This window comes from Labilibaculum manganireducens, from assembly GCF_002843385.1.
Classification (GTDB): Bacteria; Bacteroidota; Bacteroidia; order Bacteroidales; family Marinifilaceae; genus Labilibaculum; species Labilibaculum manganireducens.
This window is the reverse complement of sequence record NZ_MVDE01000010.1, coordinates 127250-150359: the sequence shown is the minus strand read 5'-3', so window position 1 is coordinate 150359 and position 23110 is coordinate 127250. Positions and strand designations below refer to the sequence as shown.

The 23110-nt window shown below is 36.6% G+C and carries 18 protein-coding genes; 8 read left to right on the top strand and 10 right to left on the bottom strand.

Annotated features, from left to right (window positions below; genetic code table 11):
• Positions 1–144 precede the first annotated feature (144 nt).
• The 4 genes from BZG01_RS08840 to BZG01_RS08825 form a co-directional block, all read right to left on the bottom strand.
• Positions 145–2643: a TonB-dependent receptor gene (locus BZG01_RS08840; RefSeq protein WP_101309468.1), complete on the bottom strand. Its 2499-nt coding sequence runs from the start codon at positions 2641–2643 to the stop codon at positions 145–147.
• On the bottom strand, positions 2644–3510 hold the full coding sequence (locus tag BZG01_RS08835) for a FecR family protein (protein ID WP_101309467.1): 867 nt from the start codon (positions 3508–3510) through the stop codon (positions 2644–2646).
• Complete coding sequence (locus BZG01_RS08830) at positions 3511–3996, bottom strand: RNA polymerase sigma factor (RefSeq protein WP_101309466.1); 486 nt, start codon at positions 3994–3996, stop codon at positions 3511–3513.
• A 99-nt stretch (positions 3997–4095) separates the two neighbouring features.
• Positions 4096–5043 (bottom strand): hypothetical protein, encoded by a 948-nt coding sequence (locus tag BZG01_RS08825; RefSeq protein WP_101309465.1) that lies wholly within the window; start codon positions 5041–5043, stop codon positions 4096–4098.
• 297 nt (positions 5044–5340) lie between these two features.
• On the opposite strand from BZG01_RS08825, the gene BZG01_RS08820 reads away from it, so the two are divergent.
• From BZG01_RS08820 to BZG01_RS08805, 4 genes are all read left to right on the top strand, one after another.
• On the top strand, positions 5341–7296 hold the full coding sequence (locus tag BZG01_RS08820) for a carboxypeptidase-like regulatory domain-containing protein (RefSeq protein ID WP_101309464.1): 1956 nt from the start codon (positions 5341–5343) through the stop codon (positions 7294–7296).
• A 189-nt stretch (positions 7297–7485) separates the two neighbouring features.
• A complete protein-coding gene (gene lepA, locus BZG01_RS08815; protein ID WP_101309463.1) occupies positions 7486–9273 on the top strand; it encodes a translation elongation factor 4 in 1788 nt (595 codons plus the stop codon).
• Positions 9274–9517: 244 nt separating this feature from the next.
• The gene (locus BZG01_RS08810) at positions 9518–10216 is read left to right on the top strand and encodes a hypothetical protein (RefSeq protein ID WP_101309462.1); all 699 of its coding nucleotides are present in this window, start codon (positions 9518–9520) and stop codon (positions 10214–10216) included.
• A gap of 319 nt (positions 10217–10535) precedes the next feature.
• The gene (locus tag BZG01_RS08805) at positions 10536–11234 is read left to right on the top strand and encodes a LytR/AlgR family response regulator transcription factor (protein WP_180327267.1); all 699 of its coding nucleotides are present in this window, start codon (positions 10536–10538) and stop codon (positions 11232–11234) included.
• Positions 11235–11290: 56 nt separating this feature from the next.
• Here the strand turns inward: BZG01_RS08805 and BZG01_RS08800 are convergent, their stop codons facing one another.
• The 3 genes from BZG01_RS08800 to aspS form a co-directional block, all read right to left on the bottom strand.
• Positions 11291–11968: a hypothetical protein gene (locus BZG01_RS08800; RefSeq protein WP_143470866.1), complete on the bottom strand. Its 678-nt coding sequence runs from the start codon at positions 11966–11968 to the stop codon at positions 11291–11293.
• Between the two features lie 151 nt (positions 11969–12119).
• Positions 12120–14276: a TonB-dependent receptor gene (locus BZG01_RS08795; protein ID WP_180327266.1), complete on the bottom strand. Its 2157-nt coding sequence runs from the start codon at positions 14274–14276 to the stop codon at positions 12120–12122.
• Between the two features lie 334 nt (positions 14277–14610).
• Positions 14611–16368, bottom strand: coding sequence for an aspartate--tRNA ligase (gene aspS / locus BZG01_RS08790; RefSeq protein WP_101309458.1), 1758 nt, complete (start codon positions 16366–16368; stop codon positions 14611–14613).
• A 375-nt stretch (positions 16369–16743) separates the two neighbouring features.
• Here aspS and BZG01_RS08785 point away from each other — a divergent pair, with 375 nt between their 5' ends.
• Together BZG01_RS08785 and deoD are read left to right on the top strand one after the other, a co-directional pair.
• Complete coding sequence (locus tag BZG01_RS08785; RefSeq protein WP_101309473.1) at positions 16744–17211, top strand: nucleoside deaminase; 468 nt, start codon at positions 16744–16746, stop codon at positions 17209–17211.
• A 267-nt stretch (positions 17212–17478) separates the two neighbouring features.
• Complete coding sequence (deoD, locus tag BZG01_RS08780) at positions 17479–18195, top strand: purine-nucleoside phosphorylase (RefSeq protein ID WP_101309457.1); 717 nt, start codon at positions 17479–17481, stop codon at positions 18193–18195.
• 371 nt (positions 18196–18566) lie between these two features.
• Here deoD and BZG01_RS08775 read toward each other — a convergent pair whose 3' ends face one another.
• The 3 genes from BZG01_RS08775 to BZG01_RS08765 form a co-directional block, all read right to left on the bottom strand.
• Positions 18567–19310 (bottom strand): carboxypeptidase-like regulatory domain-containing protein, encoded by a 744-nt coding sequence (locus BZG01_RS08775; RefSeq protein WP_101309456.1) that lies wholly within the window; start codon positions 19308–19310, stop codon positions 18567–18569.
• A 467-nt stretch (positions 19311–19777) separates the two neighbouring features.
• A complete protein-coding gene (locus BZG01_RS08770) occupies positions 19778–21001 on the bottom strand; it encodes a 3-phosphoshikimate 1-carboxyvinyltransferase (protein ID WP_101309455.1) in 1224 nt (407 codons plus the stop codon).
• 101 nt (positions 21002–21102) lie between these two features.
• Positions 21103–21633, bottom strand: coding sequence for an adenine phosphoribosyltransferase (locus BZG01_RS08765; RefSeq protein ID WP_101309472.1), 531 nt, complete (start codon positions 21631–21633; stop codon positions 21103–21105).
• Between the two features lie 313 nt (positions 21634–21946).
• Here BZG01_RS08765 and BZG01_RS08760 point away from each other — a divergent pair, with 313 nt between their 5' ends.
• Positions 21947–22408 (top strand): hypothetical protein, encoded by a 462-nt coding sequence (locus BZG01_RS08760; protein ID WP_101309454.1) that lies wholly within the window; start codon positions 21947–21949, stop codon positions 22406–22408.
• 87 nt (positions 22409–22495) lie between these two features.
• A complete protein-coding gene (locus tag BZG01_RS08755; protein WP_180327265.1) occupies positions 22496–23098 on the top strand; it encodes an outer membrane beta-barrel protein in 603 nt (200 codons plus the stop codon).
• Positions 23099–23110: the final 12 nt, after the last annotated feature.

The window sequence follows — 23110 nt, the reverse complement described above, 5'->3', positions numbered from 1 at the left end:
GAGTCATACTTAATAATTGCTTCGAAAACAAACATTAAGATACTGATTCTTAAGGGATTATCCAAACTTAAACACTGCTTATTCTTCTCATTTTCAACATTATAAGTCAAAACTTAACGAACTATTGGAGTAATCAACTACCATTTAAATTGTGATTTTAAAATACAGACGTATTGAAGTAGGTACAGTTTCGGTATAGATACTGATCGAATTGATCTGATCCAATGGTATTTTCTCGTACGATTCGTAGGTGATGTTGTTGCGGTCTAGAATATTATGGAACAAAACTCCAAGTTCGCATTTTGTCTTTTTGGGATAGAACTTGTAGATAAGAGCTGCATCAAGTCTGGTGTAATCTGGTTCTGCAACAATTTTGTTTCGGCTTGAATAAATAGGAAAGCCTGATCCATAAATATAATTTGCTGAAATGTAAAATGGTTTTAAAGCCAGTAAGCCTGCTGTTTTTATTTCATGGCGCTGATCATGCAGTGCTCTGCGATACTCGTTGGTATTAAAATAATCAAAGTTTTCGAGAGTTTTGCTTAAGGTGTAGGAGATCCATAAGGTATGATCGCCCAGATCCTTTTTGGCAAAAATATCCAACCCGTAACTTTTGCTTTTACCCAAAGATATATTGCCTTCCTGCCGGTATTTGTAATATCGTGTATGTCCGTCAGTTTTTTTATAATATCCTTCAACGCTAAATGTAAATCCATTGTTGTTGTAAGATCCTCCGGCAACATGATGAACTGATTCCAACACGGGAATGTCTTTTTCATTGGCACCGACCCAAATGTAACGGAAATCTCCGGTTTCACTTACTACAGAACTTTTTGTAATGAATTGTTTGTACAAACCCCAGGCTCCATTGATCGCAACTCTCTCGGAAAGTTTTAGACTAAGAGAGATTCGGGGCTCCCAATAAACTTTTTTCAGATTGATTGGATAATTGGCCAGAAACCCTGCTTTTATGGAAACACCGTTGCTAATATTCAGATTGTTTTGAAAATAGCAGCCAATCCGGTCTGCTTTGGATTTTATGTGCAGGATATTGATATCGAGAGAATCTTCCTTTAAATTAACTTCATCGTTGATGTAATTAATTCCAGTCTCAAAATTCTGATCTTCAGCAAAAACAAATGAATTTTTAAGTGTAGCTCTGTATTCTAATATGTTGTTTTTTGATTTATCATCTCTTCTGAAAAACTCTTCGTTGGTACGAATTCTGGTAATGGACACCACATCGCTGGTTTTGGTGTCTAATTCAGACCGGGAAACAGATAGCGAGCTGGTGTTCCCATTCCGCCATACTTTTCCGTAGTTAATAGAACCACCAAACTGATCATTGCCTTCGTATTTGTGCTTTTTTGCATTTGTATACGATTCTGTTGTAATATCGTATGAGTAACGATCTTGTCCGGACATTAAACTAAGCGAAAAATTATCTCCGTTTTCCCAATTGCTTGTAAATTTGAAATTGAGATCATGAAATTTATAATCCGGAGCAACATCCAAATCACCCAAAGAGGAAGCTAAAGCTTTTCCTAAGCCTTGTCCCTGAAGATCTGCGTTTGATGAAGCATACTTAATCTGTTCATCTTTAAAAAGGTTGTAATAGGTTTGCCGGAAAGCCAACAGCAGAGAGGATCGTTTGCCAATAGGCTGTTCGTAGGATCCACTTGCTGTGATATTATTTAAAGTTAGATTTAGAGTCGGTTTAAGCCGACTGCCGTTTTTGCCGGTAATGTGCACAATTCCTCCAACCCGATCGCCGTAACGGACGTCAAAACCACCTTTTAAAACTTCAATGTTTTTTACGACCAAAGGATTCACTGCACCAATATCTTCATAAACATTTTTTAATCCCCAGAGGGTAATGTTATCGAATAATACCTGACTTTCACCTTCGTAAGATCCCCATATAATCAGGTCGTTTTTTTGCTCGCCGGCGGCAAGAATTCCTGGTTGCAAGCGAAGCAATTCAAATACAGAATTGTCGTTGTTGGTTGGTAAAAAACCTGCAATTTTATGATTTAATTTTAGGTTCCCTGCCTGATTGCCCATTTTAATAAATGTTTGAACAATTTTATCGGTAACGGTTATTTCAGGTAAGTCGGTGCTTGCTGCTGTTAGTAAAATATTTTGATTTGCTCCTTGGTTTACAAGAGTATCGTGAATAAAGTATCCCAAATGAGAAGCTAAAATCAGAAAGGTACTGTCTGTTTCTGAAGTAAACGAAAAGTTTCCCTGCTCATCGGTAGCCATGGGCGAATCGTTAATGGTAAGATGTGAAAAAGGAAGAGGTTCAAGACTTTCCTTGTCCATAATTTGGCCAAAAATTCGATATTGAGTAATTCTTTCTTCCGGAAAGATTAAGTATACCTCATTGGATTTTTGGTAATTAAGAGGAAGCTTACGCAGCAGAAAGTCTATTGTTTTATCTTTCGAAGAAAAAGATTTATCGAGACTTACGATATAAGCGGAAAGTAAATCGTTGTTAAAAGAAAGTTGAAAATCATATTGATCCCTTAGATCAATCAATACTTCGCTCAAAGCTTTTTTGTTGGCAGTAACTGTAATTTTTTGAGCAGAAATATTTGAAAAAACCAATCCTAATAATAGAAAGATGATGATTCGTTTCACTTATTGGGCATTAGAGGTTATGATGTAATTGTTGTTGGGTCCTTTTACAAATTTTAATCCAAGAGGCATGCATACAGTATGAAGTACCTTTTCTACAGATTTTTCTTTACCAAACTTCCCGGTATAAATTAAATCAAATTTCCCCTTTTCTACAATTTTAATATCATACTGTAATTCTATTTCTTCGAAAACCAGTTGCAATGGGGTTTTAGTAAATAGAAATAAATTGTTGCGCCATGATATCTTATCCTCTGTGTTTTTACATTTCTGAAGCTCTATTTTGCCATTTTTGGTAACGAAGGCGTGGTCGTTAGGCAGTAAAAGAATTTTATCCGATGTAAGAGTCGAAACAACTTTCACTTTTCCGGTGTAACAGGTTACTTTGTATTGATTTCCCCGGGCATATATATTAAAACTTGTGCCTAAAATATAGGTTTTCCCATAGTTAGAGGCAATTTCGAATTTGCTTCCTTTTGTAATTTTAAAGAATGCTTCGCCTTCAAATTTCACTTTTCTCGAAAATTTCCACCAGTAGGGTTTGTAGGATATGCTTGAGTTTGCGTTTAAATCGACTATTGACTGATCGGGTAAGTTTACACTTAAATGTTCCCCTTTTGGACAATGAATAGTTTTTGTGTAAAGATTAATAAAACCGGTGAATCCGATTAGTATTAATATACAGGCTGCTGCATATTTCACCCATTGCATCCTTATCACTTTAGCAGGTGCTGCTGGAGCAGAGGTTTTCTTCGAAAGCTCTTTCCATACATCCTCTTTGGATTTTGAATAGGCGACTTCGATTTTCGGAAGTGAATTGATAAAATCCATGTCCGGCTTGAGTTCGTTATGTTGCTTGTCCTTTTTCATTTATCTTCCTAATGCATTTCTTAAATACGAAAGTGCGTATGACATTCTTTTTTCAACAGCTTTAACGCTTAGTTCTAATCGGTCGGCAATTTCCTGGTATTTTAAGCCTTCCATTCTGCTCATTAAGAAAACAGTTCGTTGTTTTTCCGAGAGTTCCTCAAGTGCTGTTTCATATTTTGATGTTAGTTCCTGATACGCTAATTGATCTTCAGGTGAGTGATTGTCAATAGCAGGTTCTAACTTTACCAGGTATTTTTGGGCTACTTTTTCTCTTCGGTATTTACTGATAAAAAGATCACTTGCGATTTTGTAGAGTAATGATCGTAAAGGTTTCTCATCGAAATCTAAATTTTTCTCCCACAATTTCATGAAACTATCCTGCGCAATATCAGTGGCCAGTTCTTCATCCCGGGAACGGTAGTAAATATAGTTCCGGATTGAATCGAAATGGTTGTCAAATAAGAGTTTAAATTCTTCCTGTGTCAAGGCTCGGGGATTGGTTTAAGGTAAAAATAAACTTTTTCAGTGAATTTGGTGCAGAGTATTAAAACAATGCTCTGCACCAGTTTTGTTGATTCAAATCTACTATTTATCCCTAAGTCTTAGGTGTTTTCCTATTTCAATTTCTTCAGTTACTGTTTCACCGGCATCATTGGTATATGAGTAAGTTGCTGTGTTGTCACATTCCCCGTTACCATAATCAAGCCTTGCAAATTCAATTTGGTTCTGAGTAAAGATGACCAAACCACTAACAATTACCCGGCAGGTTCCAATTCTTACCAATGGATTTTCTGCATCAATTGTTTTCGAATATTCATTTTGCTCCGAATCTACACAGGTAACAGAACCCCTGATTTCAATTCTGTCATCACTAACATCCCATTTCGTATCCAAACCGGAAACCCATTCTCTGGTTCTCTCTGCAGTGCGGAAAAGAGTTGTTTCATCAGGAAAGGTGAATGTTAGTTCGCTTGTGCATGCAAATTTTCTGGATACGCCTTGTTCGCCAGTGAACTCAATACGTTTCCATCCATCAACAGCAATGCCATCAATCACTAAGTCGAGAGTAATTTCACGAACGGCTCCATCTGTAAAAGGAGCTGCTGTCAGCACAATAACAATGGTACCACTAAGAACGCGACCGTTGTTCAATACTGTTGAATCACCATAATCAATTGTAATTGTCATTGGGAAACGTGTGCTGTCTGCAAATTGTACCGCTACATTAGGTAATTGTTCGCCTTTGTAACGCTTCCAAAGCTGAAACATTTGTCGGTAACGTTCGGCTGCTGTACATTTTGTTGAAGAGGTAACCTCATCAAATGATTCTTGAGCAAATGAAAATAAATCGGTTTCATAATCAACCGATACCATAACATCTTCGGTTGATTCTTCAGAAGCAACTACTGTTTTAACCGTGTTGTTCAATTCAACCTGATCTTCGTTCAATACATCAATTACATCATCGCTTTTATCACAAGAGAAAAATATAACCGCTAAACTTACTATTAGTAAAAAAGAAAACTTTTTCATGATTCTTATTTTTTATGATTTTACATTTAAGTTTTATGAGCTCGCTTATTTGTGAACCGATAAACTGGAAAATCACCCTACCGGGAAAATAATATATTTTCAGCTTGTTGATATATTGTTAATTTTTTTGGATCATTTTTATTTATCTGCTTATAACTAAATCTTCTTATTCCACCTTAAAATATTGATGGATATCGTTGTTTTTTCATACTTAATCTAATTTAACTGTAATTGTTAAGTTATGATCTTAATAAAACTTAGTTTTGCGATAGAATTTTTAAATGATTTCCTTAAGACATGTATAATTATTTCAAGAAGTTTCTGTTAATTCCATTGCTTTTATTGGCAAGTAATTCAATTGCCCAAACCATAATTACAGGCAAAGTTTCCGATAACAATCAGGCGCTGCCAGGAAGCAGTGTTTACATTAAGAACTCCTATTTGGGAACTGTCACCAATGGTGAAGGTGATTTCAGAATAAAAATCCCGGAGAAATACAAGGCAGGCAAACTTCGAATTAGTTCAATCGGCTATCAAAGTCAGGAAATAAATTTGGCACAAAGCAAGTCGCCGCTTGCCATCCAATTGCAAAAAGATACCTGTAATTTGTCTGAGGTGCTGGTAATGCCAAAAGATACCTTGCTTGCTCTACTTCGCAGAGCTTACGGAAAAATAAAGGATAATTATTCGGATGTTGATACACGGATGAAAGGTTTTTACCGGGAATCGTACTTTGTTCCTGAAAGCAAAGAGTATTTGTATTTTGGGGAAGCCTTGCTGGATGTATTTAAAACACCTTATAAAACACAGTCGGAAGGACAGGTAAAGATTCTGGAGAGCAGAATGAATAAACATCCAATGTACGATTCTCTAAGTAGGGTGATGTGGTATGGAGGAATATATAGGCCATTGTTTGGGGATAAGGTTAAAGGGCGGATTGGATTTATTTCTCCTTCAGGTTTTAAAAAATACAGCTACTCCATTGCAAAGTCTCAATTGGATGGAAGGTCTGCTTACAAAATTGAGTTTGTACCCAAAGAGTCGAAACAGGTAGAATACAAAGGTGTGTTTTATTTGGATGTAGAATCGTTGGCTTATATGTATTTTGACTGCACTTATTCTGAATTCGGAAAAGATAAGAGAAATAAATATTTATCCAGACTAGGTAAGCTAAGGAGTAGTCTATGGAGTAAATCAAGAAGAATAAAAACAAAGTATTTGAAAAGGCAAGGGAAGTATTACCTGTCTTATATCTCCGATTGGGAGGAATTGTACAATGAAAGAACAAGCTTGAATTTAGTTCATTTTAATGAATATGTAACTACGAATATTTCTTTAGAGAATGTCGAGCCAATTCCTTTTCAGGAGCAAACCGAATATCGGGATGTTTTTTATTTGAAAGCTAAAGATTACTCCGAGTCTGACTGGAAGGATGAAACACTGATTGTGCCTGATACTTCCTTAAGTAAATTGATGGCGTACAATCCACAGGAGGCGGGCCAGCTTTTAAACAAGACTTATTCGTTGCCCAAAGGTGCTCAGTTTAAAAAGAAATTGATTGAAATTTTGACCAGAACGTATTTTGATTTTGATTTTGAAAGAAAAACGACTTCCGGAATTGAAAACGCAGCCATAGTATACACCCCGGATTCTCATCATAATTTTGGTAAGGAGTTTGATCCTGAAAACAAACAGACTTTTTCCTTTGGGACGAAAATGGGGTATAAGCTAAATTCTTTTTTTGATGTCAATTATTATTCTAAGACATCAATTGGGACGCATTTTTCCGAACTGGAATCTTTAGGCTTTGCCTATGAAACTCCGCTTATTAATCGGGGGCGACAACTTTTTTTGATGTGCGGGGTCAATTATTTCTTTTCTCAGGATGGATACCATATCGGCGATTTTGCCTCTGAATCGACCTTTAAAGCAGGAGGCAAAAAGTTTAGGGCTGATAAAATTGCTTTGTATGTGGGAAAGAAAAAACAGGGCGTTTCTTTTGATTTTGGGTTGCGAACCAAACTTCGCAAATTCTACAGTTTATTTGTTTCTGCAGGTTATCAGCTTGATCTTTCCGAACGGGACAGGTTATTTATACAGGAAAAATCAGGATTCTTTTTAACCCGGAAAAAGACAGATATTTCTTTGAAAGATTCTTCCATTCAATATTTTGAAGATGGAGTACAAACGACCAAAACCAGTTTTGATACTGATGATTTTTATTTGAAAGCCGGGATTCGATTTGTACTTTAATCTCAAATATATTGAATAAAACATTCTCATATTTTCATCAATACCAAATTCTTATTATTCCAAGGATTTGAATATCTTTGCGGATTCAGTTAGGGATTTATAATTGCCAATCACGAATAGATAAAAAAAACGTTCGTAAGTGGTAATTGACAATTCGTAATTACTAATTCTTAATTCGTTATTGATAAGATGAAGAACATACGTAATTTTTGTATCATAGCCCATATCGACCATGGGAAAAGTACCCTGGCCGACCGCTTGCTTGACGTGACCCACACCATTACCGATCGTGAGAAACAAGCTCAGGTATTGGATGATATGGATTTAGAACGCGAACGTGGAATTACCATTAAGAGCCATGCCATACAAATGGATTATGAGCTAAATGGTGAGAAGTACGTATTAAATTTAATAGACACTCCCGGTCATGTTGATTTTTCTTATGAAGTTTCGCGGTCGATAGCTGCCTGCGAAGGTGCTTTGTTGATTGTAGATGCAACTCAGGGAATTCAGGCTCAAACCATTTCCAATTTGTATTTGGCCATTGAGAATGATTTGGAGATCATTCCGATTTTAAATAAAATAGATTTACCCAATGCAAATCCCGAAGATGTTAAAGATCAGATTGTGGATTTGTTAGGTTGCGATGTGGATGATATTCTTTCGGCAAGTGGAAAAACCGGCGAGGGAGTACCTGAAATACTGGAGGCAATTGTTTCACGTGTTCCTGCACCTACCGGCGATCCGGAAGCTCCTTTACAGGCTCTCATCTTCGATTCGGAATTCAACTCGTTTCGGGGAATTGTTGCTTATATCCGCGTGATGAACGGGGAAATAAAGAAAGGCGACACGGTTAAGTTTGTAAATACAAAAAAAGAATACCAGGCTGATGAGATTGGTGTATTGAGGTTAATACAGGAGCCAAGAGCATCACTTAAAACAGGTGATGTTGGTTATATTATTTCGGGTATTAAAACTTCAACCGAAGTAAAAGTTGGAGATACCATAACACACAAAGAAAATCCGTGCAAAGAGGGAATTGATGGTTTTGCTGAAGTGAAACCAATGGTTTTCGCGGGTGTTTATCCTATCGATTCGGAAGATTACGAAGATTTGCGTGCGTCGATGGAAAAATTAAGGCTGAATGATGCTTCTCTTACTTTTGAGCCGGAATCATCAATGGCGCTTGGTTTTGGATTTCGTTGCGGATTTTTGGGCATGCTGCACATGGAAATTATTCAGGAGCGTTTGGATCGTGAATTCGATATGAACGTAATTACTACGGTTCCCAACGTTTCGTACATTGCTCACACCAAGAAAGGCGATAAATTTGAAATGCACAATCCGTCGGATATGCCGGATCCCAATTCATTGGATTTTATCGAGGAGCCATTTATTAGAGCACAAATTATTACCAAGTCGGAATATACCGGGTCTATTATGAATCTTTGCATGAGCAAACGGGGAATAATGACCAATCAGCAATACCTGACCAGTGATAGAGTAGAGTTGACCTACGAAATGCCATTGGGAGAGATTGTGTTCGATTTTTACGACAAACTAAAAAGTATTTCGAAAGGATATGCTTCTTTCGATTATTTTTTAATTGGTGTTCGACCCGCTAAATTGGTGAAGTTGGATATTCTTTTGAATGGTGAAGGAGTGGATGCTTTGTCTACTTTAATTCACTTCGATAATGCCCAGTCGTTTGGCCGGAGAATGTGTGAGAAATTGAAGGAATTAATTCCCCGTCAGCAATTTGATATTGCCATTCAGGGAGCCATCGGAGCCAAAATTATTTCCCGCGAAACGGTAAAAGCTGTTCGTAAAGATGTTACTGCAAAATGTTATGGTGGTGATATCACGCGTAAGCGGAAACTTTTGGAGAAACAAAAGAAGGGAAAGAAAAAGATGAAACAGATTGGTAATGTGGAAGTTCCTCAGAAAGCTTTCCTTGCTGTACTAAAATTGGACTAAATAATTATGAGTTATGAATTAGAAATGATGAATAATTCTGACCAATAAATTTTTAAAAAGCTGTTCTACTCTTAGGACAGTTTTTTTGTCTCTCATTATCTGTGTTTATCATTTCTTTCATAAATAATCTGCGTCTTATTTTAACCTTTCCTTAACTCTTTTTAGCTAAAGCTTAACTGCCTTTCGTTTAGGAGTATCGTAATTTTGATTGTAGAAATTATTATTTGAACCTAAAAGATAAGTTATGAAACGTTTATCACTCTATTTGTTGCTGGTTTGTTTTGCAGTTTTTGCTGCTCAAAGCTCTTCGGCTCAGAAGAAAGAAAAAAAAGATGAAAAACATGAAACGCATGTAAAGGTTAAGCTTATTGAAGATGGGAAAGAAACAGTTATCGATACTGTCTTTTATGATGCTGAAGGTCACCAAAAAATGTTTGAAATGATGGAATTAAAGGGAATGTCGGATTCTCTGATAAAAAAGCATCATGTTTGGATCTCTGATGATGGGGATGAGAATCATGGCAAGCACAAGAGAATAATGAAGACATTTGTTTTTTCATCAGATTCAGCTTGCGATGCTAAGGAGATGAGAGTAATGAATAAAATCAGAATTTCGGATGAGGATGGAAATGTAATTATTCATGGCGGCGATTCATGTATTAAAAAGGATATTCATATTGAAATGCTGGAAGGAGGAGATCATAAAATGCATATGATTGAATCTCATGGTAAAAAAGGAGAGAAAGTTTTTATTATCAACGATTCTGATGACGTTGAAGTGACTGAAGAGAATGGTTATAAAATCATCAAAATTAAAACTTCTGGTGATGAGAAAATGTGGATTGAAAAGGACAAGGATGTAGATATTACAGTAGAAGTAGAGGTTGATGATCAGAATGGTAAAAAAGTGAAGAAAATCAAGAGAAAGAAGAAAAAGGAATAGATCTTGAAAGGATCAAAACAAAATGCCTCGATATTGTCGGGGCTTTTTTGTTGATAAGAAGATGGGTTTTTTCCGTAAATTAAGAATGGCTGTCTTTAATTTGAACTCAAAAAATAAACTGGAAATTTTCTTATATTTATGTCCAATAACAAATTCGTATTGAGCCCACATAATGAACTTAAGCCAAATAAAAATCATTAATAGAAAGTACCCATTTTCGGTATTAAATCTGAAACATCTTTTTTTTATTGGAATAGCTGTAAGCGCAATTCTGTATATTTTTCAGCCTTTTGGGTTTTACAGTTATGAAAATAACAAAATGATCGCGTCGTTGGGATTTGGCACGATCACTTTTCTGTGTCTGCTTTTCATGAATACCTTCGTCAAAAAACAGCTTCATCAACTTTTCAATAAAAAGTGGACTGTTCTTAAAGAAATAGGGTACATCCTTTTCCTTCTGATTTTAATTTCCTTATCGAATTTGTATTATTTATCATTGATTATTAATGGTTTTCAGGTAAATGCATGGTCTTTTCTGTATACCTTATTACTAACAAGCGCGATTGGCATTTTTCCAATTACCGGAATGGTTTTAATTCGTTACAACAGGGCGCTTAAGAATAATTTGAGTCAGATTATTCAAGAAGGACGGAGTGGTGAAACAATGGAGCACAACAGCCCGATCACTTTTGAGAATGCAAACAAAACGGAGTCTGATTTTACAATCGAAATAAATAATTTCCTGTTTTTGGAAGCAATTAAAAATCATGTCCACATCTATTACTTAGTCGATGGACTTGTAAAAACAACAAGTATTCGTAACACGCTTACAAACCTGGTCGATCAGGTACAAAATGATGCTGTCTTTCAATGTCATCGCTCTTTCTTGATCAACTTAAACCAAATAAAGACGGCAAAAGGAAATTCGAACGGATATAAAATTCTCTTGAAAAATTACGAGCAGACAATACCCGTTTCGAGAAAATATGTTCCTGAATTTCAAAAAATAATATACTAGAGATTTGGATGATGAATCCATCATCCAATCTTTAAGTTTGAACGAATCAGTTGAAATTACTCTTGACTTGGACAATTTTGCTGAGCCGTTTTCAATTGTTGTTCTCCCCAATTTGGATCCAATTTGGTTTTTGGCGTAAAGGTTGAAAACATCAATTCTATTTTTTTTAAATCCTCACAAAAAGAAGATTGATCGGCACCCGTAAATTGAGCCATTCTGTTTTTAAACAAAGTCAATAATAGCACGGGGCGTGGATTTTCTCCATTGTAAGCAATTGCTTTGCTGTAAGCCGAAATTACTTCTTTGTAATAAATTTGCCCGTTTTGAGCTGGGTTTTGAGCAATTATTGCCAGGTAGTAGTAGCCTTCCAAAGTATAAACCTCCGATAAATTGGCCGATTTGTTTTGTTTTAAATTTTCAATTTTAAGCAAAGCCTCTTTTAGCAACACCTCTTGTTTCTCTATTGGTGCAGAGAAGGATGCTTTCAAATCAAGAAAGGCGATGTAGTAAGTTGTCAGCCATTCATCAGGAAACATAGTTTCCAATCTTTTTATTTCATTCACAACAGAGAGAAGGTCTGCTTCATTTTGTGCCGTACTTAATTTGGAAAGACTGCTTCCCAGAATTTGGTAAAACTCAGATTTTGTATTTTCATTAGTTGCAATTTGGTTTGTGCACAATGCCTGATTTAATAACATTACCATAAAAACGAGTACTACGCATAATTTTTTCATATGATTATAATTTTAGGTTTTTGCCATATGGAACTTTCCATGCCGGGAATAATCATCCCCTGTGTGCCAAAACACTTTTGCCATGGACGTTTCATATTCTTTAGTATTAAATGATTAGAATTTATTTTGTTGGTTTTTTATTTATTGATTGTTAAAAGCTTGATACATCATAGGCTGAATCGCTTTTTAGCGATATAAAAATGCCCACGTAATAGAATTGCTTTCTTGAATTGACTATTGGTTTGCGATTGTAAATCCCCTCTGTGTTTGTTGCGTTCGAATAAGTGTATCCATATACATTTTTCCTGCCTAAAACATTGGTGACAGATGAGTAGAGAATTACATTCTTACTTAAAAGAAAGGTCATGTTACAATCCAGGCTATGGTATTCAGGAGCCTTCGAATTGATAAAACCTGCTTTGTTTGGGTTGTTGTAAGGTCTTCCACTGGCATAGGAATATGTTAGTCCGGCATAAGCTTTTAAAGCAGGGATTGAATAGCGCAGTGATAAACTGGCATTGTGTTTTGTCGAAAATAGAGGAACCGATTCAACAGCGTAATCTTTGAATAATCTTTTTGAGTCGTTATAAGAGTATGCCAAGGTATATTTTAGTCGAAGCGGACTGCTTTCGCCGGATAAATACGCATCAATTCCTTTGCTTTTGCCGTATCCCAATGAGGAATAGGCATTATTTTGCAGCAAACCCAATCCTTCGTATTTTTTTTTGTACAATTCCACTTTTAAAACCGTTCCATTAAGTTCGTACGAACCGCTTAAAATATAATGCATGCAGGATTCTTGTTGTCCGATGTCATTTTTTGAGAACAACACACCATCTTCCTGTTCCTGAAAGTATTTGCCAACAATTGCTGATGCTTGAAAACCATTATTTATGTAGTTCAATGAAAGTCGGGGAGCTAAGTTCCAACTATTTAGTAGTTCAGAATACTCCACTCTTGCAGAAGCATTTGCGTACAAATACTTTTTCAATTTAAACTGATTGTCTAGATAACCTGCATATAAATTGCGTTGTAAATCATTGTCCATTAAAATGGCCGACAAGTTATCTTCATAGGTTTGGCTGTGGTTTTTTAAATATGCTTCTAAGCCTCCGCGTAGTTTATAAAATTTAGAGATGCTTTTTTCAATTTTGGCTTTCGCATGAAGTTCACTTTCGTGATCGGTAAATGCATCACCAACCAAATTTGTATTTTTATATTTGTTTGATGCGTAGGAGTAAGCAGTCCCCAAAAATAAATGATAATTGTTCTTTGTTCGGGTTGCAAAAGTGGAGTTGATGTAGTAATTGTCTCGGGCTAAGTCAAAATTACGGGTTGGAGTATTGTTCAAATCATCGGTTATGGTTCTAATAAAAGCTGTTCGGTCAATTCCTAAATACAATTTATAAACAGAATTCCTTCCTAATTGTGATCTGATCTGCACTTCACCGGCTAATGATCTGTAATCCTTTTTCCATTGATAGTCATCTGGAAATACTTTGCTGTAAAGGCTTTTGTTTGTGTAATTCACATTGGCCGAAACAGATGCCTTTTTCCAGGCATAAGTACCACCACCACCAATGCTCAATGGCGATGCATTTACGCCAATTTTTGTGCTCGAGGCTGCATCTTTTGTTTCCATAGGCAATATGGATGATAAAGCCTGACCATATTCAGAATCATATCCTCCTAATGATAAGTTGATGCCTTTGAACAGGAAGGGAGAAAATCTCGATCGGACAGGAGTGTTCTGGGCTGTTGAGGTATATGGGAACAAAACGTGCATTCCATCAATAAATGTTTGACTTTCCCGGGTTTCTCCTCCGCGAACATAAAGTTTACCATCTTCACCTACTTTTTGAGTTCCGGGGAGAGTTTGCAAGGCTCCGTAAATGTCACCATTCGAACTTCCTGTTAAAACCACATCAAGAGCATTCATTTTTTCTACCGTACGGCTTCTTCCAATGCTAAATGTGCTGGCAGTAACTACAATCTCATCCAAACCAAGTTCTTCCTGCTTCATGATAATAATCAGACCTTTTAAATTGGTAATTAGATCCTTCTTTTCATGTGTTTGATATCCCAGACAACTCACCACTAAAACCTGTTCTCCATTCGATGTACTTTCAAATTGGAAGAAACCTTCAGTATCTGTTGAGGCGCCTTCAACTGTTCCTTTTATATATACATTCGCTCCGGGTAAAGCTTGTTTGTTTTCATCTGTTACTTTACCTGATATTTTTATTTGAGCATTCAGCAGAAATAAATTCAGCAATAAAAATCCCATTAGGCAAATCGTCTTTTTCATTTGTATCGAGGTTAAAATCATTTTGTTTTAGATACAAGTATACATCCCCAATTGGGTTCTTTTCAAATGTTTGGGATTCATATCTAAAATTAGGGACTAATGACTATTGCCTGTGATCGGCGAAGAGAATTTGTGACGGATAACTAAGCTGTTTGGTGCATTTTTAACGGTTTTTTCCAGACAGTTTTTCTGTGTCTATCATTTTTTTTCATAAGTAATCTGCGTCCCATTTTAAACTTTCCGTGTTGTTTTGAAATCAGCGTCTAAATTAGAAAAAGGCACAAAAAAAGCTCCGATCATTTGATCGGAGCCTGTACTGATATTTTAAAGATCCTTACTTCAACTTCTTTCTGTAGTCAAGACCCAATTCAATCATTTGTGCTTCGGCAATCGGCGATGGAGAATCAATCATTACATCACGGCCCGAATTGTTTTTTGGGAATGCAATAACGTCTCTGATTGATTCGATACCTGCAAACATAGATGCTAAACGGTCAAATCCAAAAGCGATGCCGCCGTGTGGTGGTGCACCATATTTAAATGCATTCATCAGGAAACCAAACTGAGCTTGTGCCTCTTCATCGGTAAAACCAAGATGTTTGAACATACGGGCCTGAAGTTCTGTATCGTGAATACGAATAGAACCACCGCCAATTTCAACACCATTAATAACCAAATCGTAAGCATTGGCACGAACTTTACCCGGATCAGTTTCCAGCATATGGAAATCTTCCTTTTTAGGCGAAGTAAATGGATGGTGCATGGCATGGAAACGTTCTGAATCTTCATCCCACTCTAAAAGAGGGAAATCAACAACCCAAAGCGGTGCGTAAACATTTTTATCGCGCAAGCCTAACTGATTACCCATTTCCAAACGCAGTTCGCTTAGTTGAGGCAATGTTTTGGCTTTTTCACCCACCAAAATCAAAATCAAATCGCCTGGTTTTGCATTACAAGCTTCCGCCCATTTCTGCAATTGCTCTTCAGTGTAAAATTTATCAACCGATGATTTATACGAACCATCTTCGTTGTATCGCAGGTAAACCAATCCTTTGGCTCCAATTTGTGGTTTTTTCACAAAATCGGTCAACGCATCCAATTGTTTACGGGTATACGCAGCACATCCGGCAGCACAAATTGCCCCGATGTATTCGGCTTCATCAAAAACTTTGAAATCACTACCCTTAGCAATTACACTTAGGTCAACAAACTTCATATCAAAACGGATATCAGGCTTATCGTTACCATAAAATTCCATGGCGTCAGCGTAATCCAATCTTGGGAATTTGAAGTTCATCTCCACATCTTTCAATTTCTTGAATAAATGTTTGGTCAATCCTTCAAAAGTATCTAAAATGTCATCCTGCTCAACAAAGGCCATTTCGCAATCAATCTGTGTAAATTCAGGCTGACGGTCGGCACGTAAATCTTCATCGCGGAAACATTTTACAATTTGATAGTAACGGTCGAAACCGGAAATCATCAACAATTGTTTGAATACCTGTGGTGACTGCGGCAAAGCGTAAAACTCACCCTGATTCATTCTTGAAGGAACAATAAAGTCACGCGCACCTTCCGGAGTCGATTTTATCAATACAGGAGTTTCTGTTTCAATAAAATTCAACTGATCCAAATAGTTACGAACTTCGATGCCCATTTTGTGACGCAAAATTAAATTCTCGCGAACACAAGAACGGCGCAAATCGAGGTAACGATATTTCATTCTTAATTCATCACCACCATCGGTATTGTCTTCAATGGTAAAAGGAGGAATTGCCGATTTGCTCAAAATAGTTATATCATCAGCAATAATCTCAACAGCTCCTGTAGGTATTTTGTCGTTTTTACTTTGTCTTTCAGCAACCTTACCGGTAATTGCAACAACGAATTCACGGCCCAGTTTTCTAGCCTTTTCGCATAATTCAGTATTGCTTTCCATATCGAAAACAAACTGAGTAATGCCATATCTATCACGAAGATCAACAAAGGTCATTCCCCCCAGGTTACGTGCTTTTTGCACCCAACCACTAAGCGTTACCGTATCGTTTACATTCTGAATTCTTAATTCTCCACAAGTATGAGTCCTGTACATCTTATACCATTTTATGATTTAACAAGCTATTAGTTATTAGCCATTAGCTGATTCCTGTTATTTAGGTCTGTTTCTTTAGATTTACTGTCGAACAATTATTAATATCAATTGCAGTGGCTAATCACCAACAGCTTTCTGTTATCAACCTCGTTCTTTGTTATTGGTTTTGTTAACTTTGCGAAATTACTAACAATTTGCGAAACTGAATACGCTTTTATTAATAGATTGTTAAATTTTAGCGATAAGAAATAAAATTAGGTCTTAAATTGTATGAAAGCAGTAGTTTGCAGCTCTGTTTTCGGACAATTACAATATGAACCGTTTGCAGTAGTTATGGATAAAATATTCTTTCTCACATCTCAAATCTTTACTAATATGAACCAAGAGTCAGTTATATCTCCGTTTTCCGACGAATATTTTATGAAACAGGCCATGCAGGAAGCCCACAAAGCTTTCGAGGCCGATGAAATTCCGGTGGGCGCCGTTGTGGTGTGCAACAATAGAATAATAGCACGGTCGCACAATCTTACAGAGCGGTTGAATGATGTGACCGCTCACGCCGAAATGCAGGCCATAACTGCGGCAGCTAATTTTCTGGGGGGAAAATATCTCATAGACTGTACTTTATATGTAACTCTTGAACCTTGCAATATGTGTGCAGGTGCATTGGCGTGGTCGCAAATCTCAAAAATTGTATACGGTGCAAAAGATGAGAAAAGAGGATATACCCGTTTTTCGCCCAACCCAATGCATCCAAGAACCGAAGTAGTTTCTGGTATTATGGAACAGGAAAGTGCAGCTTTAATTCGCGACTTCTTTGCCCGTAAAAGAATGTCACTATAGAAAACGGAGAAAAGTGTAAAATAAAAAGGAGCAAAGTCCGATAAAATTATTATTTTTGCCTGCGGTAAGTAAAAAAGTGATTCGTAAAGTATCGTTGGGATAATTCTACTTTTTTAGCACGATTGCCTGCCAAACTACCATCCAACCAATTTATATCCATATTTTTTTCGAAACTGAATAGTATATAATGCTGTTTCTGTGTTTGGTTCTTGTGATCCTTGCCGGAAATCCATTATCTTTATTTGTAAATCTATAAATCAATATATCATGAGTGCACACAATGAAGCCAAAATGGGCGATATTGCTGAAACTATCCTTTTACCCGGAGATCCTTTACGGGCAAAATACATAGCCGATAATTTTCTGGAAGATGTGGTTTGTTACAATAAAGTAAGAAACATGCTGGGTTTCACAGGAACTTATAAAGGCAAGCGCATTTCTGTGCAGGGAACGGGAATGGGCGTACCGTCAATTTCAATTTATTCTCATGAGCTGATTACGCAATATGGTGTAAAAAACCTGATTCGTATCGGAACCTGTGGATCATTTAACGAAGATGTGCATGTTCGCGACGTAATTTTGGCGATGACATCCTGTACCGATTCAGCCATCAATAAGAACTTATTTAAAGGCATGGATTATTCTCCATGTGCCGATTTTGGTTTGTTGAGCGATGCCCATAAGGCAGCCACCGAACAAGGGGTAAATATTAAAGTGGGCAGTACATTAACGTCCGATATTTTTTATCACGATTTAGAAAATAATCCTGAACCATTTAAAATTTGGGCAGATTACGGCGTTTTAGCAGTAGAAATGGAAGCAACAGCTTTGTACACAATCGCAGCCCGAAACAAGGCGAAAGCTTTGGCAATTCTTACCGTTAGCGATCATATCCTAACCGGCGAGGAGACAAGTGCCGAAGAGCGCCAAACAACACTTCATACCATGATAAAAATTGGTTTGGAGACAGCAATCAGACAATAATTTTAGATCAGATACATTTATTGTAAGTATGGGAGAAGCTTTGGGGAGTTTCTCCTTTTTTTATTTTCTATTGATGCGATCCGGAAAACGGAGGTGCAATTAGAAATTGTGCATTATTAATTGCCAATTATTTTGGGCGTGCCCCTCAGTTCTTCGGGTCAGGCTTTATGTTCCAACTCCTCGCCCCAACACACAAATCCAACCCCAGCTGCGGGGTTTCCACTTCAATCCTTCACGCGAGCTCATCTGGTAAATATTATTATTCATGAATAAAAACTTGTTTCTCAGATTGTAAGTAAGTTGTTCAAATATGAAAATAACCTGATCCAATATGTGTCATTGATCATCATTAGGGGATAGCATGCAGGAAATTATAGGTATCCGTTTTTTTCTTTGAAATAAACCGCTTCACCTTTATCTCCATTTTCCAAATCGGTCATTTCTATCCTGAAAATATCATATCCTTTTTTACTCAATTCTTTCGGCGCATCAACATGTAATAAATAGCCATTGCATATTCCATCTGAAATATACTCTTTCACTTTCTGTTTCATGTTAATTTTTACCGGCACTTCATTTATGGTAACCTTTACATCAAGCAAATCAGGATCAGCGCAAAGATCTGTATAATCTATTGCTGATTTAGGAGAGGAAAAGTATTTAGATAAACTCATGGGTCTGCAATATATCGTATATCCGGGGCTTGCCCCTTCTATTTTAAAAACGGTAACTCCATAAATCTCTAGGCGGTGATAATGAATGTTCAACTCCATATCTTCTTCAGCAATAACATTCCAAGCCCAAAATTCAAGGCGCATATCCTCCGGTGATAATAGAGAATTCGATTTAGGGTACTCACATAGTTTCATCGATGCCAATGCAAGGTATTTTCCCTTTTTTACCTTCAGGGAATATCTTCCATCGCTGTTGGTATAGGTTTCATACATTGATTCTTTTCCAAAGTTTCTACCTTTTATTTCAAGAAAAGCACTGTCTTTGGCATTGCCTTCAAAATCAGTTACAATTCCCGAAATAGTTATAGAATCTTTTTGAGCGCTTGCATGCAAATACAGAGAGCAAATTAGGAGTAGAGCAAATAAAATCTTTTTTGTCATGTTTTTTTCAGTTTGGTTTTTATTTGACGCTCTAATTCGAAATAATGTTACATCCTTATCAGTAAATCATTCCTTAAGTACTTTTCGGTATTGTCTTCATTATCTTTTAAATTTTTTATACTGGTTAAAATATATTTTGATGTACATCAAAAATAAGTTTCATGTACATCAAAATAAAACTTGATGTACATCAAACTTATATTTTATAGCTAGTGTATGATCAACTTGTGCTTACCGCAGTTTTAGACCATCAGGATATAGCTATAGACAACAAGGTGGTTCAGGTTATTAAAATATTGAGGAGCTCACTTTAAGTGTCGTTCTCAGTGTGGTTAATAATTGGTTCCCACACTGAAATCGAGAGTGCCAGACTTATTTTAGATCAAATAGATTTAAATAACTGTAGTTTATAAAACAACCCCGTTAGGCTTAGCTTTAACGGGGTTGTTTCTAATATCATATAGGATTTATTCCTTCACTTCAAAACCCAATTCTTTTAGTTGTTCCCAAAAGTTAGGGTACGATTTTTTCACCACGTCGGGCGAATCAATTACCACATTTGGCCGAACCAGTGCGATGGGGGCAAATGCCAAGGCCATCCGATGATCGTGGTAAGTTTCGATCGCAATATTTTCCTCCTCTGCTTTTCGTTCACCATTCCAGGCCAATTCGCCTTCGGCCGGTTCGGTAAGAACGTAACCTAATTTTCCCAATTCGGTGATCAGAGCAAAAATACGGTCTGTTTCTTTAATCTTCAAAGTCTCTAAGCCGGTAAAGTGGAAAGGAATGTTTTTTAAACAGGCACAAACGGCAAATGTCTGAGCCAAATCGGGCATCTGATTAAAATCGAACTTTAGTTTTGTACAATTGGCTGCCATCTTTTCAATGAACATTCCCCGTTTCGAGAATTGAGCTTTAACGCCTAGTTTCTCAAAAACCGGAACCAATCCGGAATCACCCTGAAAACTGTTTCGTCTCAATCCATCTAAATACAGTTTTCCTTCATCGGCCAAAGCCATAAAAGCAAACCAGTACGATGCACCCGACCAATCGCCCTCAACCACATACGGAATTCGCTGATAAGCCTGATTGGCCACAAAAATTTCCTGTCCTTTAAATTCCGATTTCACACCAAACTCTTCCATAATATTCAGAGTCATTTCGATGTACGAACGCGAAACGATTTTTCCGCTTAGTTTAATCCGCAATCCCTTTTCAAGCGTAGGCGCAATTAAAAGCAATGCAGTAATGTACTGAGAGCTGGTGTTTCCCTTTAGCTCTACTGCTTCACCGGTAAGGTTCGATCCAAAAATTTTAAGCGGCGGATAACCATCTTTTTCCAAATAGGTAATTTGAGCGCCTATTGAGTTTAGAGCATCAACCAAAACACCAATGGGTCTTTCCTTCATTCTGTGCGAACCGGTTAAGGTCCATTCGCCAACAATTTTAGAGAGGTATGCAGTTAAAAAGCGCATGGTTGTTCCGGCATGTCCAACATCAAAACTATTGGTGTTGGAATTTAGAATGCTCTGCATTGCTTTTGAATCATCACAATCCGAAAGATTTTTAATCGGCTCAAAATTGCAGCTCAAAGCATTAATAATTTGAACTCGGTTTGAAATGCTTTTAGAGGCGGGAAGAACAATTCTTCCTTCCAGTAAATTATTTTTTTTCGAAATGGAGTATTGCATCGAACTCAGTTTTGTCTGTGTAAAATACCGGGATAGAACAAATCAGGTCATCAAAACCATTTTGGGTTAAGATGACCTGAATGATAATTTTTATGCTTTATTTAAAAGTGGAATACAGAATCAACTTCATATTGAGTAGCCAATTTATCACGGCCTTTCAAAAAGTCAAGTTCTATCAAAAAGTTCACGAAAACATTTTTCAAATTAAACCGACTCAACAAATCGATAGAAGCTTTTGCTGTGCCGCCTGTTGCCAATAAATCATCGTGCAGCAAAACTACATCGTCAGAATCTAAAGCATCCTGATGGATAAAAATTTCATCTTCTCCGTATTCCAAAGAATATTTCTCAGAGAAAGTTGGCGAGGGCAATTTACCAGGTTTTCTTACCGGAACAAAACCAGCACCTAAACGATAGGCTAAAACTGTTCCTAAAATAAAACCACGGCTTTCTAAACCAACAACCTTTGTTATTCCTTTGTCTTTATATTGATTGTAAAGAGTGTCAACTAAAGTTGCCAGATGTTTATCATCTTTCAACATGGTTGTGATATCCTTAAATACGATTCCCGTTTTAGGAAAATCAATTACGTCTCTTATCGAATCTTTTGCTTCCTGAAGTCTTACTTCCATTTTATTTTCTTTTTCCAAACCAGGAGTACGAAAACATCCAATTTCATTCCGTTTTTCTGTCTGTAAGACGCGAAAAATCAGAAGAAGTGGAACATTCACCCCCTCCTCACTTAATTATTCTACAATTACTAACTTGATATAGTGTGGGATAATTCCGGGTAAAAATAAAAAAGTCTGAGTAAATATTCATTATATATTAGTAAAAACTGCATTTATGATTTGAAATGAGAAACTATTTTTCAGATCCCTGGATTTTCATTGCTGAACTCCACTTTAGTTTTTACCTTTGATTAAATTCAATTTTAGAATCAAAATGACCATAAACAATCAAAATCGCGCAGCCTGGATTAAGCTTTTTTACTACGTGTTTATCTTTTTATATCTGGCGGTAAGCATTCTTTTAATTTATTTAAAGGCAAAGCCGATTTATCCAATTTTCGGAGCAATCAGTGGTTTCGTTTTTGCCTGCATCGCACTTAGTTTATCGCTCAATTTGAACTATATTATCTATCAGGAATCAGAAGAGAAAATAATTTTGAGATATTATCCGCTGCACCCTTTTCATCAGAAGTTCAAATCTATTGAAATTCCCAAAAGTCAGTTGTCTCATTTCGATTTAAAAAGAAAACTGTTTGGCTTACGGCCTGAAGTTACTTTGTATCAGCAAACAGAAAGAGGATTGGCAAAATACCCATCAGTTAGTATCTCTTCTCTTACAAAATTTAGTCAGGCGGAAATGATTAAATCATTGCAAAAGAATTCCAAAAAAAAGTAATAAGATTTACTTTTGCGGTGGAGCGTACTAAAACAGATTTGTATGCGTTATCAGTTCTGTAAATCCTTTATTGAAGATTATTATAACATGATTAAAAAAATTAAATGTCAGTTAGCACTGTTGATTGTGGTGCTTGTATTGCCAACTACTATATTGGCTCAGAAAAATGATGTACGACTTAATATTGGAATTCCTTTAGGAAAATATGGGAAGTTTGATCACAATTTTAATGGTTCTGATGAAACCAACTCGCCATCATTCATTATTCAGTTGGAGAAAAACTGGAAGCCTGATTTAAGTATTGGCGCTTATGTTGGCTATGCAGGGCAAAAGCATGAGTTCAATTTGGGTTTTGATGAGGTAAAATATAGCTATTATCGATTTGGAACGGTATTAACTTATGAGTTGAATGGCTGGCTTTCCGAAATGAATATTGCACCTGACAATGGGATTGAAATGTATGCCAGTGTAAAAACAGGGCTTTCTCTGGAGAATCGAAAATCTTCAATTTCCAGATTGGATGGGGGGAATGTCCCTACTGTTAGAACCAACAGAAATAACGAATTGCTTTTCGATCTGGGGGTTTTGCTGGGTACCCGTTACCATTTTTCAAATCAATTCGGCATTTTTGCAGAATTAGGTTGGGGAAATGCAGGATTTTTTACAATAGGAACAACCTTTACCTTATAAATATTTTGTAAA

Bases quoted from the DNA above. Each gene is read 5' to 3' on its own strand.
- BZG01_RS08770 (WP_101309455.1), bottom strand. From the start codon at position 21,001: ATGCAATACTCCATTTCGAAAAAAAATAATTTACTGGAAGGAAGAATT.
- BZG01_RS08795 (WP_180327266.1), bottom strand. From the start codon at position 14,276: ATGAAAAAGACGATTTGCCTAATGGGATTTTTATTGCTGAATTTATTT.
- lepA (WP_101309463.1), top strand. From the start codon at position 7,486: ATGAAGAACATACGTAATTTTTGTATCATAGCCCATATCGACCATGGG.
- BZG01_RS08755 (WP_180327265.1), top strand. From the start codon at position 22,496: ATGATTAAAAAAATTAAATGTCAGTTAGCACTGTTGATTGTGGTGCTT.
- BZG01_RS08805 (WP_180327267.1), top strand. From the start codon at position 10,536: ATGATCGCGTCGTTGGGATTTGGCACGATCACTTTTCTGTGTCTGCTT.
- BZG01_RS08760 (WP_101309454.1), top strand. From the start codon at position 21,947: ATGACCATAAACAATCAAAATCGCGCAGCCTGGATTAAGCTTTTTTAC.
- BZG01_RS08800 (WP_143470866.1), bottom strand. From the start codon at position 11,968: ATGAAAAAATTATGCGTAGTACTCGTTTTTATGGTAATGTTATTAAAT.
- aspS (WP_101309458.1), bottom strand. From the start codon at position 16,368: ATGTACAGGACTCATACTTGTGGAGAATTAAGAATTCAGAATGTAAAC.
- BZG01_RS08775 (WP_101309456.1), bottom strand. From the start codon at position 19,310: ATGACAAAAAAGATTTTATTTGCTCTACTCCTAATTTGCTCTCTGTAT.
- BZG01_RS08765 (WP_101309472.1), bottom strand. From the start codon at position 21,633: ATGGAAGTAAGACTTCAGGAAGCAAAAGATTCGATAAGAGACGTAATT.
- BZG01_RS08835 (WP_101309467.1), bottom strand. From the start codon at position 3,510: ATGAAAAAGGACAAGCAACATAACGAACTCAAGCCGGACATGGATTTT.
- BZG01_RS08785 (WP_101309473.1), top strand. From the start codon at position 16,744: ATGAACCAAGAGTCAGTTATATCTCCGTTTTCCGACGAATATTTTATG.
- BZG01_RS08820 (WP_101309464.1), top strand. From the start codon at position 5,341: ATGTATAATTATTTCAAGAAGTTTCTGTTAATTCCATTGCTTTTATTG.
- BZG01_RS08810 (WP_101309462.1), top strand. From the start codon at position 9,518: ATGAAACGTTTATCACTCTATTTGTTGCTGGTTTGTTTTGCAGTTTTT.
- deoD (WP_101309457.1), top strand. From the start codon at position 17,479: ATGAGTGCACACAATGAAGCCAAAATGGGCGATATTGCTGAAACTATC.
- BZG01_RS08825 (WP_101309465.1), bottom strand. From the start codon at position 5,043: ATGAAAAAGTTTTCTTTTTTACTAATAGTAAGTTTAGCGGTTATATTT.